Raw genomic sequence first — 21,416 nt, 5'->3', positions numbered from 1 at the left:
CTGCGGAACTGGGTGCACGGCACGCGCGCTGCGCGCGTGTTCCGGAGGAGTTGCCGCGGCGGTCCCCGCCCGGCGTCGTGCCGGGGATCCGCCGCGGACAGGCGGACCCCGGCACCACGTACGACCCGGACTGCCCGGCGCGTGACGTTCCGCGCCGGGCACGCCCGCCCCGCCCCCGCCCTCCCCCTTCCTCCGGACACCCCGGTCGTCCCGCCGAACGGCCGCACCGAACACCCGGTGTCCCCACCGGATGGCCAGCCGTCCGCCGGTCTCCTTCCAGATGGGTTGCGTTGAAATGGACAAGGAACAGAAGCTCCGGGACTACCTCAAGCGAGCGAGCGCCGATCTGAAGCGTTCGCGGCAGCGGGTGAGCGAGCTGGAGGCGGCGGCCACCGAGCCCATCGCGATCGTCGGCATGAGCTGCCGCTACCCGGGCGGCGTGAACAGCCCCGAGGACCTGTGGCGGATGCTGGTCGCCGGTGAGGACGGCATCACCCCCATGCCCGACGACCGCGGCTGGGAGGTCGCGATCGGCGACGGGCCCGCCGACTTCGCCGGCGGCTTCCTGCACGACGCGCCCGCCTTCGACGCGGACTTCTTCGGCATCTCGCCCCGCGAGGCGCTGTCCATGGACCCGCAGCAGCGCCTGCTCCTGGAGACCTCCTGGGAGGCCTTCGAGCGCGCCGGCATCGACCCGTCCGGCGTGCGCGGCAGCCGTACCGGCATGTTCGTCGGCGCCATGCCGCAGGACTACCGCACCGGCCCCGACGACGACGTCCAGGGCTTCCAGCTGACCGGCAACGCCACCAGCATCCTGTCCGGCCGCCTCTCCTACTTCTACGGCGCCGTCGGCCCCGCCGTGACCGTCGACACCGCCTGCTCGTCCTCCCTGGTCGCCCTGCACCTGGCCGCCCAGTCGCTGCGCGCGGGGGAGTGCTCGCTGGCGCTGGCGGCCGGTGTCACCGTGATGGCGAGCCCCACCACCTTCGTCGAGTTCGCCCGCCAGGGCGGCCTCGCGGGCGACGGCCGCTGCAAGTCCTTCGCCGACGCCGCCAACGGCACCGGCTGGTCCGAGGGCGTCGGCGTCCTCGTCCTGGAACGGCTCTCCGAGGCCCGCCGCAACGGCCACCACGTGCTCGCCGTCGTGCGTGGCTCCGCCGTCAACCAGGACGGCGCCTCCAACGGCCTCACCGCCCCCAACGGCCCCTCCCAGCGGCGCGTCATCGAGGCCGCCCTGGTCAACGCCCGCCTCTCCGCCGCCGAGGTGGACGCGGTCGAGGCGCACGGCACCGGCACCGTCCTCGGCGACCCCGTCGAGGCACAGGCGCTGCTCGCCACCTACGGCCAGGGCCGCGACCCCGAACGGCCGCTGCTGCTCGGCTCGGTGAAGTCCAACATCAGCCATACCCAGGCCGCCGCCGGTGTCGCCGGGATCATCAAGATGGTCATGGCGATGCGCCACGACCTGCTCCCGCGCACCCTGCACGTGGACCGGCCGTCCACCCACGTCGACTGGACCGAAGGCGCCGTCCGGCTCCTCACCGAGCCCGCGCCCTGGCCGCGCCGCGAGAACGCCCCGCGCCGTGCCGGTGTCTCCTCCTTCGGCCTGTCCGGCACCAACGCGCACACCATCATCGAGGAAGCCCCCGCCGAGGAGTCCGCCGCTCCCCAGGCACAGGACGCCCCCGCCGTCGAGCCCGGCGTCCTGCCGTGGCTGCTGTCCGGCCGCACCACCGACGCCCTGCGCGAGCAGGCCGGCCGACTGCTGGCCCACCTGCGCGACCGGCCCGCGCTCACCGCCCTCGACACCGCGCACGCGCTGGCCACCACCCGCTCCGCCTTCGAGCACCGCGCCGCGCTCACCGCCGCCGACCGCGACACCGCCCTCGCCGCCCTCACGGCGCTCGCCGCCGGCGAGGACGCGCCCGGCCTCACCGTCCGCCAGACCCGCGGCCGGCCCAAGCTCGCCGTGCTCTTCTCCGGCCAGGGCTCCCAGCGCCCCGGCATGGGCCGCGACCTGTACGCCCGTTTCCCCGTCTTCGCGCGCGCCCTCGACGAGATCCTCGGCCACCTCGACGCCGGACTCGACCGCCCGCTGCGCCCCCTCCTGCTGGCCGAGGAGGGCACCGCCGAGGCCGCCCTGCTCGACCGCACCGGATACGCGCAGCCCGCCCTCTTCGCCCTCGAAGTCGCCCTGTACCGGCTGGTCGAGTCCTGGGGCCTCACCCCCGACCACGTCACCGGCCACTCCGTCGGCGAGATCGCCGCCGCGCACGTCGCGGGCGTCTTCTCCCTGGAGGACGCCTGCACCCTGGTCGCCGCCCGCGGCCGGCTGATGGAGGCGCTGCCCGAGGGCGGCGCCATGGTCTCCGTGGAGGCCACCGAGGACGAGGTGGCCCCGCTGGTCACCGAGCGCGCCGGCCGGGTGTCGGTCGCCGCCGTCAACGGGCCCTCTGCCGTGGTCGTCGCGGGCGCCGCCGACGACGTGGACGCCGTGGCCGCCCACTTCGGCGGGCTCGGCCGCCGCACCCGCCGGCTGCGCGTCTCGCACGCCTTCCACTCGCCGCTGATGGAGCCGATGCTCGCGGAGTTCCGGGACGTCGTCGCCGGACTGTCCCCGCAGGCCCCCGCGCTCCCCGTGGTCTCCAACCTCACCGGCGCCCCCGCCACCGTCGAGCAGCTGACCTCCGCCGACTACTGGGCCGACCACGTCCGCCACACCGTCCGCTTCGCCGACGGCGTCTCCTGGCTGGCCGGCCACGGCACCGGCGTCTTCCTCGAACTCGGCCCCGACGGCACCCTGTCCGCGCTCAGCCGCGCCTGCCTGGACGCCACCGGGCACGAGGACGCCGCCGTCCTGCCCGCGCTGCGCAAGGACCGCCCCGAGTCCACCGCGCTCACCGAGACCGCCGCCGGCCTGCACCTGCACGGCGTGCCGCTGCGCTGGGAGCGCTGGTTCGACGGCACCGGTGCCCGTCGCGCCGACCTGCCGACCTACGCCTTCCAGCACCGCCGGTACTGGCCCAAGGGCATCACCCAGATGGCCGGCGACGTACGCGCCGCCGGCCTCGGCGCCGCCCATCACCCGCTGCTGGCCGCCGCCGTCACCCTCGCCAACTCCGACGGACTGCTGCTCACCGGCCGCCTCTCGGTGCGCACCCACCCCTGGCTCGCCGACCACGCGGTCCGCGGCACCGTCCTGCTGCCCGGCACCGCCTTCCTGGAACTGGCGGTACGGGCCGGCGACGAGGTCGGCTGCGACCGCGTCGAGGACCTCACCCTCGCCGCTCCGCTCGCCCTGCCCGAGGACGGCGGCGTCCAGGTGCAGGTGTGGATCGGCAACCCCGACGACACCGGCCGCCGCACCCTCAGCCTCTACGCCCGCCCCGACGGCGACGACGACCAGCCCTGGACCCGGCACGCCACCGGCACCCTCGCCCCCGGCGCCCGCCACGAGGACGGCTTCGACGCGGCCGTGTGGCCCCCGGCCGGCGCCGAGCCGGTCGACCTGGACGGCTTCTACGACGCGCTCGCCGACACCGGATTCGGCTACGGCCCGGCCTTCCGCGGCCTGCGGGCGGTGTGGCGGCGCGGCGAGGAGACCTTCGCCGAGGTCGCCCTCGACGCCGGACCCGCCGGTGACGCGCCCTCCTTCGGCCTCCACCCCGCGCTCCTCGACGCGGCCCTGCACGCCACCGCCTTCGCCCCGCTCGGCGAGGAAGGGCGCGGCGGCCTGCCGTTCTCCTGGCAGGACGTCACCCTGCACGCCGGCGGCGCCACCGAGGCCCGGGTCCGGCTCGTCCCGGCCGGTGACGACGCCGTGTCGATCGCCATCAGCGACGCCACCGGCGCGCCCGTCGCCTCCGTGGCCTCCCTGGTGCTGCGCACCGCCCCGGACGCGCGCGCCACCGCGGCCTCCGCCCTGGAGCGGGACGCGCTGTTCGCCCTGGACTGGACCCGGATCACCGCCGCCGCCGACGGCACCGCCCTGCCCGCGACCGCCGGTCTGCTCGGCACCGACCCCTTCGGCCTCACCGCCGCCCTGACCACCGCCGGCGTGACGGTCACCGACGGCGGCGAGGGGACTTCGGACCTGGTGCTCGCCCCCGTCGCCGGCGCGGGCGAGGACCACGTGCTCACCTCGGTGCACGAGGTCACCTCCCGCGCCCTCGGCCACCTGAAGGACTGGCTCGACGACCCGGCCCGTTCCGGCTCCCGGCTGGTCTTCGTCACCCGGGGCGCCGTCGCCACCGACGGCGGCGGTGTCACCGACCCCGCCGCGGCGGCCGTCTGGGGCCTGGTCCGCTCCGCGCAGACCGAACACCCCGGCCGCTTCGGCCTCCTCGACCTCGACCCGGCGTCCACGGCCGACCCCGCCACCGCCCTCCCGGCCGCCCTCACCGCCGACGAACCGCAGACCGCCGTCCGCGACGGCGAGGTCCTCGGCGCCCGCCTCGCCCGCGTCCGTCCGCCCGCCGAACGGGACACCCCCGCCTGGAACCCCGACGGCACCGTCGTGATCACCGGCGGCACCGGCGGCCTGGGCGCCGTCCTCGCCCGCCACCTCGTCGCCGAACGCGGCGTACGGCACCTGCTCCTCACCAGCAGGCGCGGACCCGACGCCCCCGGCGCCGCCGAACTCGCCGACGCCCTGCGCGAGTCCGGCGCCGAGGTCACCCTCCGGGCCTGCGACGCCGCCGAACCCGACGCCGTCGCCGCGCTGTTCGCCGCGATCCCCGAGGAGCACCCCGTCACCGCCGTGGTGCACACCGCGGGCGTCCTCGACGACGGGCTCGTGGAGTCCTTCACCGCCGACCGCCTCACCGCCGTCCTGCGGCCCAAGGCCGACGCCGTCTGGCACCTGCACCGGGCCACGCGCGACCTCGACCTCGCCGCGTTCGTCGTCTTCTCCTCCTTCGCCGGCACCGCCGGCGCCCCCGCCCAGGCCGGCTACGCCGCCGCCAACGCCTTCCTCGACGCCCTCGCCGCGACCCGGCGCGCCTCCGGGCTGCCCGGACTGTCCCTCGGCTGGGGCCCCTGGACGCCCGGCACCGGCATGACCGGCGAACTCACCGAGCACGACCTGCGCCGCCTGTCCCGCTCCGGCACGCCCCCGCTCACCCCCGAGGACGGCCTCGCCCTCTTCGACACCGCACTCACCCTGCCCCGCGCGGCCGTCCTGCCCGTCCGGCTCGACCTGGCCGCACTGCGCGGCCAGGGAGAGGTGCCGCCGCTGCTGCGGGGCCTGATCCGGGCCCGCCGCCGCACCGTGCGCACCGGCTCCGAGGCCGCCCTCGGACTCACCCAGCGGCTGTCCCGGCTCGACGCCGAGGCCCGCACCGAGACCGTCACCGACCTGGTGCGCGCCCAGGTGGCCGCCGTACTCGGCCACGCCTCCGCCGCGGACATCGACCCCGAACGCGCCTTCCAGGACCTCGGCTTCGACTCCCTGACCGCCGTCGAGCTGCGCAACCGGCTCGCCGCCGTCACCGGCCTGCGCACCTCCGCCACCGTCGTCTTCGACTACCCCACGGTCTCCGCGCTCGCCGCCCACCTGCTGGAGGAGCTGACCGGAGACGCGGACGCGGCCGCCGCCCCGGCGGCCACCGCCGCCGCCACCGCCGACGACCCGATCGTCATCGTCGGGATGAGCTGCCGCTACCCCGGCGGCGTCAGCTCCCCCGACGACCTGTGGCGCCTGGTCACCGAGGGCACCGACGCGGTCGGCGGCCTGCCCGTCAACCGCGGCTGGGACCTGGACTCGCTGTACCACCCGGACCCCGACCACCCCGGCACCTCGTACACCCGCTACGGCGGATTCCTGCACGACGCGGGCGACTTCGACCCCGGCTTCTTCGGCATGAGCCCCCGCGAGGCGCTGGCCACCGACTCCCAGCAGCGGCTGCTCCTGGAGGCGTCCTGGACCGCCGTGGAGCACGCCGGCATCGACCCGGTCTCCCTGCGCGGCAGCCGCACCGGCGTGTTCGCCGGCGTCATGTACAGCGACTACTCCGCCACCCTCGCCGACGAGCGCTTCGAGGGCCACCAGGGCAGCGGCACCGCGCCCAGCATCGCCTCCGGCCGGGTCTCCTACGCCCTCGGCCTGGAGGGCCCCGCGGTCACCGTCGACACCGCCTGCTCCTCCTCCCTGGTCGCCATGCACTGGGCGATGCAGGCCCTGCGCTCCGGCGAGTGCTCCCTCGCCCTGGCCGGCGGCGTCACCGTGATGTCCACGCCGACCTCCCTGATCGAGTTCTCCCGCCAGCGCGGCCTGTCGCCCGACGGCCGCTGCAAGGCCTTCTCCGACGACGCCGACGGCGTCGGCTGGTCCGAGGGCGTCGGCGTCCTCGTCCTGGAACGCCTCTCCGACGCGCGCCGCAACGGCCACCGCGTCCTCGCCGTGGTGCGCGGCTCCGCCGTCAACCAGGACGGCGCCTCCAACGGCCTGACCGCCCCCAACGGCCCCTCCCAGCAGCGCGTCATCCGCCAGGCCCTCGGCGCCGCCGGCCTGACCACCGCCGACGTGGACGCCGTCGAGGCGCACGGCACCGGCACCGGCCTCGGCGACCCCATCGAGGCGCAGGCCCTGCTCGCCACCTACGGCCAGGACCGGGACCCCGAACGCCCCCTGCTGCTCGGCTCGGTGAAGTCCAACCTGGGCCACACCCAGGCCGCGGCCGGCGTCGCCGGCGTCATCAAGATGGTCATGGCGATGCGCCACGGCGAACTGCCGCGCACCCTGCACGCCGGCCGTCCCTCCCGCCACGTCGACTGGGAGTCCGGCGCGGTCGCCCTCCTCCAGGAGCACACCGCCTGGCCCGAGACGGGCCGCCCCCGCCGCGCCGCCGTCTCCTCCTTCGGCATCAGCGGCACCAACGCGCACGTCGTCCTGGAGCAGCCCGCACCGCAGCCCGCGCCCCGCCCCGCGAGCACCGGCACGGACGCCGACGCCCCCGCCGTCCTGCCGTGGGTCCTGTCCGGCCGCACCCGGCCCGCGCTGCGCGCCCAGGCCGCCCGCCTGCTCGCGCACCTGGACGAGCGCCCCGCCCTCGCGCCCGCCGACGTGACCCTCTCCCTGGCCACCACCCGGCCCGCGTTCGAGCAGCGTGCCGTCGCCGTCGGCACCCCCGACGACGTACGGCGGGCCCTGGCCGCCCTCGCCGCCGACCGCCCCGACCCGGCGCTCGTCCTCGGCGAGACCGGCGGCGCCGGCCGCACCGCCCTGCTGTTCACCGGGCAGGGCAGCCAGCGCCCCGGCACCGGCCGCGAACTGTACGCCCGCTACCCGCAGTTCGCCGAGGCGCTCGACGAGGTCGTGGCGAAGCTCGACCCGCTGCTCGCCGACCCGCGGGCGGAAGCCGCGCCGCGCTCCCTCAAGGACGTCCTGTTCGCCGAGGACGGCACCCCCGAGGCCGCCGCGCTCTACGAGACCGGCTGGACCCAGCCCGCCCTGTTCGCCCTCGAAACCGCCCTGTACCACCTGGTCCGCTCCCTCGGCGTGCGCCCCGGCGTGCTCCTCGGACACTCCATCGGCGGCATCACCGCGGCCCACGCCGCAGGCGTCCTCTCCCTGGACGACGCCTGCGCCCTGGTCGCCGCGCGCGCCCGGCTCATGCAGGCGCTGCCCGGGGGCGGCGCCATGTACTCCGTACAGGCCACCGAGGACGAGGTGCTGCCGCTGCTGGCCGGCCTGGAGGACCAGGTCTCCCTGGCCGCCGTCAACAGCCCCGGCTCCGTCGTGGTCGCCGGGGACGAGGACGCCGCCGAGCGCGTCGCCGCCCACTTCGCCGGCCAGGGCCGCACCACCCGCCGGCTGCGGGTCAGCCACGCGTTCCACTCGCCGCGCATGGACGCCATGCTCGACGCCTACCGCCGGGTCGCCGAGGGCCTGACCTACCACGAGCCGGCCGTGCCGGTCGTCTCCGACCTCACCGGCCGCCCCGCCGCCGGCGACGACCTGCGCACCGCCGACTACTGGGTGCGCCACGTCCGCGGCACCGTCCGCTTCGCCGACGCGGTGCGCGCCGCCCACGAGGCGGGCGCCGCCACCTTCCTCGAACTCGGCCCCGGCGGCTCCCTCGCCGCGCTCGCCGAGGACACCCTCGGCGACGACGCCGGCACCGACGCCGTGCCGCTGCTGCGCACCGACCGCCCGGAGGACGTCAGCGCCCTCGCCGCCCTCGCCCGCCTGCACGTGCGCGGGATCCGCGTGGACTGGTCCGCACTGCACACCGGCACCGGCGCCTCCACCGTCGAACTGCCCACCTACGCCTTCCAGCACGAGACGTACTGGCCCGACACCACCGCCCCCGGCGCCCGCCGCGCCGCCCCCGACCCCGCCGACGCCGCCCTGTGGACCGCCGTCGAACGCGGCGACGCCGACGGGCTCGCCGGACTGCTCGGCCTGCGCGACGAGGAGCACGCCTCCCTGTACGCGCTGCTGCCCTCGCTGTCGTCCTGGCGGCGCGCCCGGCAGGAGAAGTCCGTCCTGGACGCCGCCCGCTACCAGGTCGCCTGGCGGCCCGCCACGACCACCGGCGCCCCCGTCCTGGACGGCACCTGGCTGGCCGTCACCACCGCCGGCGACGAGGCCGGCGAGGTCCTCGACGCGCTGCGCGGCCACGGCGCCCTGCTCCGGCGCCTCGAACTCGACGCCTCCCACCTCGACCGCGAGCGGCTCGCCGACGCCCTGCGCGCCGCCGGGGCCGCCGACGCCACCGGCGTACTGAACCTGCTGCCGCTCGCCGACGGCCCCCACCCCACCGGCACGACCCCCGACGACACCGCCGGCGGCCTCCCGCCCGGCTTCGCCCTCGGCGTCGTCCTCGCCCAGGCCTGCGGCGACACCGGCATCACCGCCCCGCTGTGGACCGTCACCCGCGGCGCCGTCTCCACCGGCACCGCGGACCCGCTCACCCACCCCGCCCGCGCCGCCCACTGGGGCCTGGGCCGGGTCACCGCCCTGGAACGCCCCGAGCAGCCCGGCGGCCTCGTCGACCTGCCGGCCGTCCTCGACGCGCCCGCCGCGCAGCGGCTGGCCGGCGTGCTCGCCGCCCGCGACGGCGACGACCAGGTCGCCGTCCGCGCCCGGGGCGTGCTCGCCCGCCGCGTCGTCCGCCACCCCGGCGCCGATCTGCCCCGCGAGGACGCCCTCACCGCCTCCGGCACCGTCCTGATCACCGGCGGCACCGGCGGACTCGGCGCCGAGACCGCCCGTCTGCTGGCCCGCGCCGGCGCCGCCCACCTGATCCTCACCAGCCGGCGCGGCCCCGACGCGCCGGGCGCCGCCGAACTCGCCGCCGAACTTCAGGAGTCGGGCGCCCGCGTCACCCTCGCCGCCTGCGACAGCGCCGACCGCGACGCCCTCGCGGCCGTCCTCGCCGCCGTCCCCGACGACGCCCCGCTCACCGGTGTGGTGCACGCCGCCGGCGTCGGCCAGGCCGCCCCCCTGTCCGCCACCCCGCTGGCCGACACCGCCGCCGCGATGGCCGCCAAGACCCTCGGCGCCGCCCACCTCGACGCCCTGCTCGACGGCCACGACCTGGACTTCTTCCTGCTCTACTCGTCCGTCGCCGGAGTGTGGGGCAGCGCCGGGCAGAGCGCCTACGCCGCCGCCAACGCCTACCTCGACGCCCTCGCCGAGCACCGGCGCGCCCGCGGCCTGGCCGCCACCGCCGTCGCCTGGGGCCCGTGGGCCGAGACCGGCATGGCGCACGCGCACCACGCCGTCTCCGACGCCCTCGAACGCAGCGGACTGCGCCTGCTGCCCCCCGCCACCGCCGTCACCGAGCTGCGTCGCGCCCTCGTCCAGCGGGACACCGCGGTCACCGTCGCCGACGTCGACTGGGAGCAGTACCACCCGGTCTTCACCGCCGTACGCGCCAGCCGCCTGTTCGACGAGATCGACACCGTCCGTGCCCTGGCCGCCCCCGCGGACACCACCGCGACCGTCTCCGAACTCGCCGGGCGGCTGCGCGGACTGACCGGCGACGAGCAGGAGCGGCTGCTCCTGGACCTGGTGCGCTCCGAGGCCGCCGTCGTCCTCGGCCACACCTCGGCCGACGGCGTCCCCGCCAAGCGCGCCTTCCGCGACGCGGGCTTCGACTCGCTGACCGCCGTGGAACTGCGCAAGCGCCTCGCCGCGCTCACCGGCCTCGCCCTGCCCACCACCCTGGTCTTCGACCACCCCAACCCGGCCGCCCTCGCCCGCCACCTCCAGACCGAACTCCTCGGCAGCGGCGACAGCGCGTCCGTCGCCACCGCCGGCCCGGCCGCCACCGACGAGCCCATCGCCATCATCGGCATGAGCTGCCGCTTCCCCGGCGGCGCCCGCTCCGCCGACGCGTTCTGGCAACTCGTGGCCGACGGCACCGACACCATCTCCGAGTTCCCCGTCAACCGGGGCTGGGACGCCGACGCCCTCTACGACCCGGACCCCGACAACCCCGGCACCACCTACTCCACCCTCGGCGGCTTCCTGCACGACGCGGGCGAGTTCGACCCCGGCTTCTTCGGCATCTCGCCCCGCGAGGCCGTCACCATGGACCCGCAGCAGCGGCTGCTCCTGGAGACCACCTGGGAGGCGTTCGAGCACGCCGGGATCGACCCCGCCGCGGTGCACTCCACGCCCACCGGCACCTTCATCGGCTCCACCTACCAGGACTACGGCGTCGCCATGGACGACGGCTCCGCCGGGCACGCCGTCACCGGCTCCAGCCCCAGCGTCCTGTCCGGCCGCCTCGCCTACACCTTCGGACTGGAGGGCCCGGCGGTCACCGTCGACACCGCCTGCTCCTCCTCCCTGGTCGCGCTGCACCTGGCCTGCCAGTCGCTGCGCAACGGCGAGAGCAGCCTCGCCCTCGCCGGCGGCGCCACCGTCATGACCAACCCGATGTCGTTCATCGCGTTCAGCCGGCAGCGGGCCCTGGCCCGCGACGGACGCTGCAAGGCGTTCTCCGACGACGCCGACGGCATGACCCTCGCCGAGGGCATCGGCGTCCTCGTCCTGGAACGCCTCTCCGACGCCCGCCGCAACGGCCACGAGATCCTCGCCGTCGTCCGCGGCTCCGCCATCAACCAGGACGGCGCCTCCAACGGCCTCACCGCCCCCAACGGCCCCTCCCAGGTCCGCGTCATCCGCCAGGCCCTGGGCGCCGCAGGACTCGCCGCCGACGACATCGACGTGGTCGAGGCGCACGGCACCGGCACCGCGCTCGGCGACCCCATCGAGGCGCAGGCCCTGCTCACCGCCTACGGCCAGGACCGCGACCCCGAACGCCCCCTGCTGCTCGGCTCGGTGAAGTCCAACATCGGCCACACCCAGTCGGCCGCCGGCGTCGCCGGCATCATCAAGATGGTCATGGCGATGCGGCACGGCACCCTGCCGCGCACCCTGCACGCCGACCGCCCCTCCAGCCACGTCGACTGGGAGTCCGGCGCGGTACGCCTCGTCACCGAGACCACCGACTGGCACAAGGACGACGCCCCGCTGCGCTGCGCCGTCTCCTCCTTCGGCATCAGCGGCACCAACGCGCACGCCATCCTGGAGCAGGCGCCCGCCGACCCGGAGCCCGCCGAGGCCCCCGAACCCGCCCTCCCGGCCGGCGGCACCCTGCCCTGGATCCTGTCCGCCGCCGCCCCCGCGGCCCTGCGCGGCCAGGCCCGCAACCTCGCCGCGCACGTCACCGCCGCCGAGCCGCACCCCGCCGACGTCGGCCACACCCTGATCACCGCCCGCTCCGTGCTGGAGCACCGCGCCGTCGCCCTCGGCACCACCGCCGGTGAACTCACCGACGCGCTCACCGCGTTCGCCGACGGCGAGTCCACCGCCCAGGTCGTGAGCGGCACCGCCGACACCGACGGACGCACCGTGTTCGTCTTCCCCGGCCAGGGCTCCCAGTGGGCCGGCATGGGAGCCGAACTCCTCGACACCTCACCCGTGTTCGCCGAGCGGCTGCACGAGTGCGCCGCCGCGCTCGCCCCGTTCACCGACTGGTCCCTGGTCGACGTGATCCGCGGCGCCGACGGCGCGCCCGACTTCGACCGCGTCGACGTCGTCCAGCCCGCCACCTGGGCCGTGATGGTGTCCCTGGCCGCGCTGTGGCGCGCCCACGGCGTCACCCCGGACGCCGTCGTCGGCCACTCCCAGGGCGAGATCGCCGCCGCCGTCGTCTCCGGCGCCCTGTCCCTGGAGGACGGCGCCCGCGTCGTCGCCCTGCGCAGCCAGGCCATCGGCCGCGTCCTGGCCGGCGCCGGCGGCATGATGTCCGTACAGCTGCCCGCCGCCGAGGCCGAGGAGTACCTGGCCGCCCACGGCGGCGCCGTCTCCGTCGCCGCCGTCAACGGGCCCCGCTCCGTGGTCCTCGCCGGCACCCCCGACGCGCTCGACGCCCTGCACGCCGAGTTCACCGCCCGGGACGTACGCGCCCGCCGCGTCGCCGTGGACTACGCCTCCCACTCCCCGCAGGTCGAGCGCATCCACGACGAACTCCTCGAACTACTTTCCCCCGTGACGCCCCGTCAGGCACGGGTGCCGTTCCACTCCACCGTCACCGGAGAAATCCTCGGCACCGCCGCCACGGACGCCGCCTACTGGTACCGCAACCTGCGGCAGACCGTCCGCTTCGAGGACGCCGTACGCGACCTCCTCGGCGCCGGACACACCGTGTTCGTCGAGATCAGCCCGCACCCCGTGCTCACCATGGCGGTGCAGGCCACCGCCGAGGAGACCGGCGACCACGTCGCCGTCACCGGCACCCTGCGCCGCGAACAGGGCGGCACCGGCCGCTTCCTGGCCTCCCTCGCCGAGCAGTGGGTCCGCGGCGGCCGCGCCGACTGGACCGCCGTCTACGCCGGATGCGGCGCCCGCAGGACACCCCTGCCCACCTACGCCTTCCAGCGCGAGCACCTGTGGACCGAGGCGGCGCCGCCGCGCGCCGCGGGCGACGGCGATCCCGCCGACGCCGAGTTCTGGACCGAGGTCGAGCAGGAGGACGTCGACTCCCTCGCCACCCGCCTGCACCTGGACCGCGACGCCCTCGCCCCCGTCCTGCCCGCCCTGTCCACCTGGCGACGGCAGCGCCGTGACCGCTCCACCGTCGGCTCCTGGCGCTACCGCGCCACCTGGAAGCCGCTCGGCGCCCTGCCGGACGCCGCCCTCACCGGCACCTGGCTGCTGGTCACCGCCGACGGCACCGACCCCGAGCACACCGCCGCCGTACGGGAGGCGCTCACCGCGCACGGCGCCGACCCGGTACCGCTGCACCTGGACGCCTCCGACACCGACCGCGGCCACCTCGCCGCCCGCCTGCGCGACCTGCCCGAACCCACCGGCGTGGTCTCGCTGCTGGCCGCCGCCGAGGACACCGGCACCCTCCACCCCGTGCTGCCCGCCGGGCTCGCGCTCTCCGTCACCCTGATCCAGGCCCTCGGCGACGCCGGCGTCGACGCGCCCCTGTGGGCGCTGACCCGCGGCGCCGTCTCCACCGGCCGCGCCGACCGGCTCACCCGGCCCACGCAGGCCATGGTGCACGGCCTCGGCTGGACCGCCGCGCTGGAACATCCGCAGCGCTGGGGCGGCACCGTCGACCTGCCCGAGACCCTCGACCACCGCGCGGCCCAGCGGCTCGCCGCCGTCCTCACCGGCAGCACCGGCGAGGACCAGCTCGCCGTCCGCGCCTCCGGCGTCCTCGCCCGCCGCGTCGCCCCGGCGCCCGCGCCGTCCGGCGGCCCCGGCTGGAGCCCGCGCGGCACCGTCCTGGTCACCGGCGGCACCGGCACCCTCGGCCCCCACCTGGCCCGCTGGCTCGCCGAGCAGGGCGCCCGCGACCTGGTGCTCACCAGCCGCCGCGGCGACAGCGCCCCCGGCGCGGCCGAACTCGTCGCCGACCTCGCCGAACGCGGCTGCACCGCCACCGTCACCGCCTGCGACGTCACCGACCGGGACGCCGTCGCCGCGCTCCTGGACCGGCTCGCCGCCGAGGGCCGCACCGTCCGCAGCGTCTTCCACACCGCCGCCGTCATCGAACTCCAGTCGATCGACGAGACAAGCCTCGACGCCTTCGCCAAGGTCGTGCACGCCAAGACCGCCGGCGCCGCCCACCTCGACGAACTCCTCGACGACGACCAGCTCGACGCGTTCGTCCTGTACTCCTCCACCGCCGGCCTGTGGGGCAGCGGCCGGCACGCCGCGTACGTCGCCGCCAACGCCCACCTCAACGCGCTCGCCGAGCACCGCCGCGCCCGCGGAGCCCGCGCCACCGCGATCTCGTGGGGCATCTGGGCCGACGACATGAAGCTCGGCCGCGTCGACCCCGGCCAGATCCGCCGCAGCGGACTGGTCTTCATGAACCCCGAGCTGGCCCTCGCCGGGCTTCGGGGGGCCCTCGACGCCGACGAGGGCGTCCTCGCCGTCGCCGACGTCGACTGGGACCGCTACCACCCGGTGTTCACCTCCTCGCGGCCCACCGACCTCTTCGAGGACGTCCCCGACGTACGGCGGCTCACCGAGGAGCCGGCCGCCCGCACCGCCGACGGCGGCGAGTTCGCCGGCCGGCTGCGCGCGCTGCCCGCCGGCGAACAGGACCGCCTGCTGCTGGACCTGGTCCGCTCCGAGGCCGCCACCGTCCTCGGCCACGCCTCCCCCGAGGTGCTGTCCGAGCGCCGCGCCTTCCGCGACGTCGGCTTCGACTCGCTCACCGCCGTCGACCTGCGCAACCGGCTCGCCGCCGTCACCGGCCTCACCCTGCCGAGCACCCTCGTCTTCGACTACCCGGACCCGCTCACCCTCGTCGCGCACCTGCGCGGCCTCATCGGCGGCCCCGGCACCGAGGACGCCGGACCGGTGCGCACCACCGCCGCCGTCGACGACGAGCCCATCGCCGTCGTCGCCATGAGCTGCCGCTACCCCGGCGGCATCACCAGCCCCGAGGCCCTGTGGGACCTCGTCGCGGCAGGCGGCGACGCCATCACCGGCTTCCCTGCCGACCGCGGCTGGGACGCCGACGCCCTGTACGACCCCGACCCCGACAAGCCCGGCACCACCTACTCCACCCAGGGCGGCTTCCTCCACGACGTCGCCGACTTCGACGCCGGATTCTTCGGGATCTCACCGCGCGAGGCCCTCGCCATGGACCCGCAGCAGCGGCTCCTGCTGGAGACCGGCTGGGAGGTCCTGGAACGCGCCGGCATCGACCCCGCCACCCTCCGAGGCAGCCTCACCGGCACCTTCATCGGCGCCAGCTACCAGGACTACACGGCGGGCGGCGCCTCGACCGAGGGCGCCGAGGGCCACCTCATCACCGGCACCATCTCCAGCGTGATGTCCGGCCGCCTCGCCTACACCTTCGGCCTGGAGGGCCCGGCCGTCACCCTGGACACCGCCTGCTCCTCCTCGCTCGTCGCACTGCACCTGGCCTGCCAGTCGCTGCGCAACGGCGAGAGCACCCTCGCCCTCGCCGGCGGCGTCAGCGTCATGGCCACCCCCAGCGCCTTCACCGGCTTCAGCCGCCAGCGCGCCATGGCCCCCGACGGCCGCTGCAAGGCGTACGCCGAGGGCGCCGACGGCATGAGCCTCGCCGAGGGCGTCGGCCTCGTCCTGGTCGAACGGCTCTCCGACGCCCGCCGCAACGGCCACCCCGTGCTCGCCGTGATCCGCGGCTCCGCCGTCAACCAGGACGGCGCCTCCAACGGCCTGACCGCACCCAACGGCCCCTCCCAGGCCCGGGTGATCCGCCAGGCCCTCACCAACGCGAACCTCACCCCGGCCGACGTCGACGTGGTCGAGGGACACGGCACCGGCACCGCGCTCGGTGACCCCATCGAGGCGCAGGCCCTTCTCGCCACCTACGGCCAGGGCCGGCCCGCCGACCGGCCGCTGCTGCTCGGCTCGGTGAAGTCCAACATCGGCCACACCCAGATGGCGTCCGGCATCGCCGGCGTCATGAAGATGGTCATGGCGATGCGCCACGGCACGGTCCCGCCCACCCTGCACGTGGACACCCCCTCCAGCCACGTCGACTGGAACTCCGGCGCCATCGACCTGGCCACCGACACCGTGCCCTGGCCCGAGACCGGCCGGCCCCGCCGCGCCGCCGTCTCCTCCTTCGGCCTCAGCGGCACCAACGTCCACACCGTCGTCGAACAGGCCCCGGACACCCCCGACGCGCGGGAGCCGAGGACCGTGCCCGCCGCGGACCCCGGCACCCTGCCGGCCGGCGTGCCGCTCGTCCTGTCCGCCCGCACCGCACCCGCCCTGCGCGCCCAGGCCGGCCGGCTCCTCGACCACACCGAGGCCCACCCGGACGTCCCGCTGCTCGACGTGGCCCACTCCCTGGCCACCACCCGCGGCACCCTGGAACACCGCGCCGCCGTCCTGGCCGGCGACCGCGACGGGGTCCTGCGCGCCCTGACCGCCCTGCGCGACGGCACCCCCGACGGCGCCCTCGTCACCGGCGCCCCCACCCGGGGCCGCCTCGCCTTCCTGTTCACCGGGCAGGGCAGCCAGCGCGCCGCCATGGGCCGCGAACTGTACGGCCGCCACCCGGCCTTCGCGGACGCCCTGGACGACGTCCTCACCCGCTTCGACCAGGAACTCGAACACCCGCTGAGGGACGTGCTGTTCGCCGAGGAGGGCACCCCGAACGCGGCCCTCCTGCACGACACCGCCTACACCCAGCCCGCCCTGTTCGCCCTCGAAGTGGCCCTCTACCGGCTCGTCGAGTCCTGGGGCACCGTCCCCGACAGCGTCGCCGGCCACTCCATCGGCGAACTCGCCGCCGCCCACGTCGCAGGCGTCCTCTCCCTGGACGACGCCTGCACCCTCGTCGCCGCCCGCGGCCGCCTCATGGCCGCCCTGCCGGCCGGCGGCGCCATGGTCGCCGTACAGGCCGCCGAGGACGAGGTGCTGCCGCTGCTGGACGGCCTGGCGGACCAGGTCTCCCTCGCCGCCGTCAACGGCCCCCGCTCCGTCGTCCTGTCCGGCGACGAGGACGCCGTCACCCGGATCGCCGCCCGGCTCGCCGAGGACGGCCGCAAGACCCGCGCCCTGCGCGTCAGCCACGCCTTCCACTCGCCGCGCATGGACGCCATGCTCGACGACTTCGCCCGGGTCGCCCGCGGCCTCACCTACCACCTGCCGTCCGTCCCGCTGGTGTCCACCGTCACCGGCGAACCCGCCGACACCGACGCGCTGCGCACCCCCGACTACTGGGTGCGGCAGGTCCGCGCCACCGTCCGGTTCGCCGACGCCGTGCGCGCCCTCGCCCGGCAGGGCCACACCTCCTTCCTGGAGATCGGCCCCGACGGCACCCTGTCCGCCGCCGCCCGCGACACCCTCGACGCCGCCGACGACACGCCGGCGCACGCCGAGGTGACCACGGTGCCCGCGCTGCGCCGCGACCGCGACGAGGTCACCGCGCTCACCGCCGCCCTGGCCCGCGTCCACGTCCACGGCACCCGGGTGGACTGGTCCGGCGTCCTGCACGGCACCGGCGCCCGCCGCGTCGACCTGCCCACCTACGCCTTCCAGCACAGCCGCTACTGGCCCGACACCACCTACGGGCCCGCCCCGGCGACCGCGGCCGGCCCGGCCGACGGCGCGGACGCCGCGTTCTGGTCCGCCGTGGAGCGCGCCGACCTGCCCGCCCTCGGCGCCGACCTCGGCCTCGACGACGACACCCTCGCCGCCCTCGTGCCCGCCCTGTCCGCGTGGCGGCGCCGCCGCACCGAACGGGCCGCCGCCGACGCCCGCCGTCACCGCGCCGTGTGGAAGCCACTGGACGGCGCCCCCACCGCGCGGCCGGGTGGTACCTGGCTCGTCCTGCTCCCGGCCACCGGCCCCGACACCGACACGGCCGAACTGCCGGACGCCCTCGGCCTGCACGCCGTACGCGTGACCACCGAGGGCCGGGACCGCACGGGCCTCGCCGGCCTCCTGCGGGAACTCCCGGCGCCCGACGGCGGCTTCACCGGCGTCCTGTCCCTGCTCGCCCTCGGCGCGGACGACCCCGACGCCGACGACCCCGCCGGCCTCGGCGGTGTGCTGCCCACGGCCACCGCCGTACAGGCCCTCGGGGACGCGGAAATCCACGCCCCGCTGTGGATCCTCACCCGCCGGGCCGTCACCACCGGCCGCGCCGACCGCCTCGCCCACCCCGGACAGGCCGCCGCACGCGGCCTCGTCCGGGTCGCCGCCCTGGAACACCCCGAGCGCCGCTTCGGCGTCGTCGACCTCCCCGAACACCTCGACACCCAGGCGGTGCGCCGCCTGGCCCACCTCCTGGCCGAACCCGGCGACGAGACCGACCTCGCCGTCCGCGCCTCCGCCACCTACGCCCGCCGCCTGACCCACCACCCCGCGCCCGAGGGACCCGCCCCCCGGCGGTTCGCCCCCGAGGGCACCGCCCTGATCACCGGCGGCACCGGCGCCCTCGGCGCCCACGTCGCCCGCCGCCTCGCCGGCCGCGGCACCCCGCACCTGCTGCTGGTCAGCCGCCGCGGCCCGGACGCGCCCGGCGCCGGCGAACTCGCGGCCGAACTGCGGGAACTGGGCGCCCAGGTGACGATCGCCGCCTGCGACACCGCCGACCGCGACGCCCTCGCCGCCGTCCTCGCGGCCGTACCCGCCGACCACCCGCTCACCGCGGTGGTCCACACCGCCGGCGTGCTCGACGACGGCGTCCTCGACACGCTCACCCCGCAGCGGTTTGATACCGTCCTGCGGGCCAAGGCCCACTCCGCCGCCCACCTGCACGAACTGACCCGCGACAGCGGCCTCACCGACTTCGTGCTGTTCTCCTCCACCGCCGGCAGCCTCGGCGCCGCCGGCCAGGGCAACTACGCGGCCGCCAACGCCTACCTGGACGCCCTCGCCGAACACCGCCGCGCCGCCGGCCTGCCCGCCACCTCCGTCGCCTGGGGCCCCTGGGCCGGCACCGGCATGGCCGGCGACGGCACCGGAGTGGAGGACCGCGTCCGCCGCGGCGGATTCACCCCGATGGGCGCCGAGGACGCGCTCGCCGCCCTCGACACCGCCGTCGAGCACGGCGACACCGCGCTCACCGTCGCCGACCTCGACTGGCAGCGGTACGCGGCGGTCTTCACCGCCAACCGCCCCCTCGTCCGCGACCTGCCCGAACTACGCGCCACCACCGCCGACTCCACGGCCGCGGCCACGACCGCCGGTCCGGCGCTCGGCCGGGAACTCGCCGCGCTCACCGGACCCGCCCGGCAGCGGTACGTCCTGGACTTCGTGCGCGCCCAGGTCGCCGGCGTCCTCGGCCACCCCGACCCGGCCGCCGTCGAACCCGACCAGGCCTTCACCGACCTCGGCTTCGACTCGCTGACCACCGTCGAACTGCGCAACACCCTCAACGCCACCACCGGCCTGAGGCTGCCCGCCACCCTCGTCTACGACCACCCCACCACCCGCGACCTGGCCACCCACCTCCTCACCGAACTGCTCGGCACCCTGCCCGAGCCGGCCGGCGGCCGCGCCGCCGTGGACACCACCGGCCGCGCGAGCGACGACGACCCCATGGTCATCGTCGGCATGGGCTGCCGCTTCCCCGGCGGCGTCGACTCACCCGACGACCTGTGGGACCTGCTGTACGACGGCCGTGACGCCATCACCGGCTTCCCCGCCGACCGCGGCTGGGACCTCGACCGCCTCGCCCGCGGCGGCTCCGCCACCCTGGAGGGCGGCTTCCTCGACGGCGCCGGCCTGTTCGACGCCGCCTTCTTCGGCATCTCCCCGCGCGAGGCCCTCGCCATGGACCCGCAGCAGCGGCTCCTCCTGGAGACGTCCTGGGAGGCCCTGGAGCGCGCCGGCATCGACCCGGCGGGCCTGCGCTCCAGCGCCACCGGCGTCTTCGTCGGCACCAACGGCCAGGACTACGCCACCATGCTGCGCCGCGGCACCACCGACGTGCAGGGCCACGCCGCCACCGGCACCACCGCCAGTGTCATGTCCGGCCGGCTGTCCTACACCCTCGGCCTGGAGGGCCCCGCCGTCACCGTCGACACCGCCTGCTCCTCGGCGCTCGTCGCCCTGCACATGGCCGCCCAGTCCCTGCGCTCCGGCGAGTGCTCCCTGGCCCTGGCCGGCGGCGTCTCGGTGATGTCCAGCCCCGACGCCTTCGTCGAGTTCACCGCCCAGGGCGGCCTCGCCGGCGACGGCCGCTGCAAGGCCTTCGCGGACTCCGCCGACGGCACCGCCTGGTCCGAGGGCGCCGGCGTCCTGGTCCTGGAACGCCTCTCCGACGCCCGCCGCAACGGGCACCCCGTGCTCGCCGTGGTCCGCGGCGCGGCCGTCAACCAGGACGGCGCCTCCAACGGCCTCACCGCCCCCAACGGCCGCGCCCAGCAGCGCGTCATCCGCGCCGCCCTCGCCGACGCCCGCCTCACCCCGGCCGACGTCGACATGGTCGAGGCGCACGGCACCGGCACCACCCTCGGCGACCCCATCGAGGCACACGCCCTCATCGCCGCCTACGGCACCGAGCGCGACCCGGAGCGCCCGCTGCTGCTCGGCACGGTCAAGTCGAACCTGGGCCACACCCAGGCCGCCGCCGGTGTCGCCGGCGTCATCAAGACCGTCCTCGCCCTGCGCCACGGCGAACTGCCCCGCACCCTCCACATCGACACCCCGTCGACCCACGTCGACTGGTCCGGCGGCACGGTCTCCCTGCTCCGCGAGCGCCGCGCCTGGCCGGAGACCGGCCGGCCGCGCCGCGCCGGCGTCTCCGCCTTCGGCGTCAGCGGCACCAACGCCCACGTCCTGCTGGAGCAGGCCCCGGCGGACACCGGGTCCCGCGGCGACGCGGCACCGGTGGTGCCCGCCGAGGTGCCGTGGCTCGTCTCCGCCCGCACCACCGAGGCCCTCACGGACCAGACCGAGCGGCTGGTGTCGTTCACCGCCGCCCACCCGGACGTCCCGGCCCTCGACACCGCCTACACCCTGGCCGTCGGCCGCACCGCGTTCGAGCACCGGGCGGTGCTGCTCGCGGGCACGAGCCTGGAGGGCGGGGCGCCGGTCGAGGTGGCGCGTGGCCGTGCCGCCGAGCGGTCGCTGGCGGTGCTGTTCTCGGGGCAGGGTGCGCAGCGGGCGGGGATGGGGCGTGAGCTGTACGCCCGGTTCCCGGTGTTCGCGGAGGCGCTGGATGCCGTGCTGGCGCGGCTGGACGTGGAGTTGGAGCGTCCGCTGCGTGAGGTGCTGTTCGCGGCGGAGGGCACGCCGGAGGCGGAGCTTCTCGACACGACCGGGTTCACGCAGCCCGCGTTGTTCGCGGTCGAGGTGGCGTTGTTCCGGCTGGTCGAGTCGTGGGGTGTGCGGCCGGAGTTCGTGGCCGGTCACTCCGTGGGTGAGATCTCGGCCGCGCACGTGGCCGGGGTGCTGTCGCTGGAGGACGCCTGCGCGC

Annotated in this window: 1 protein-coding gene; it reads left to right on the top strand. The window is 76.6% G+C overall.

Annotated features, from left to right (window positions below):
* Positions 1 to 295: 295 nt before the first annotated feature.
* Positions 296 to 21,416: type I polyketide synthase (locus IE178_RS07260; RefSeq protein WP_193511667.1), on the top strand; the 21,121-nt coding region annotated here is incomplete at its 3' end.

Origin of the sequence: Streptomyces griseoloalbus, from assembly GCA_014650015.1 — a bacterium.
GTDB classification, from domain to species: domain Bacteria; phylum Actinomycetota; class Actinomycetes; order Streptomycetales; family Streptomycetaceae; genus Streptomyces; species Streptomyces griseoloalbus.
Note: the sequence above shows the minus strand (reverse complement) of the source record. Positions and strands in the feature narration are given on the sequence as shown.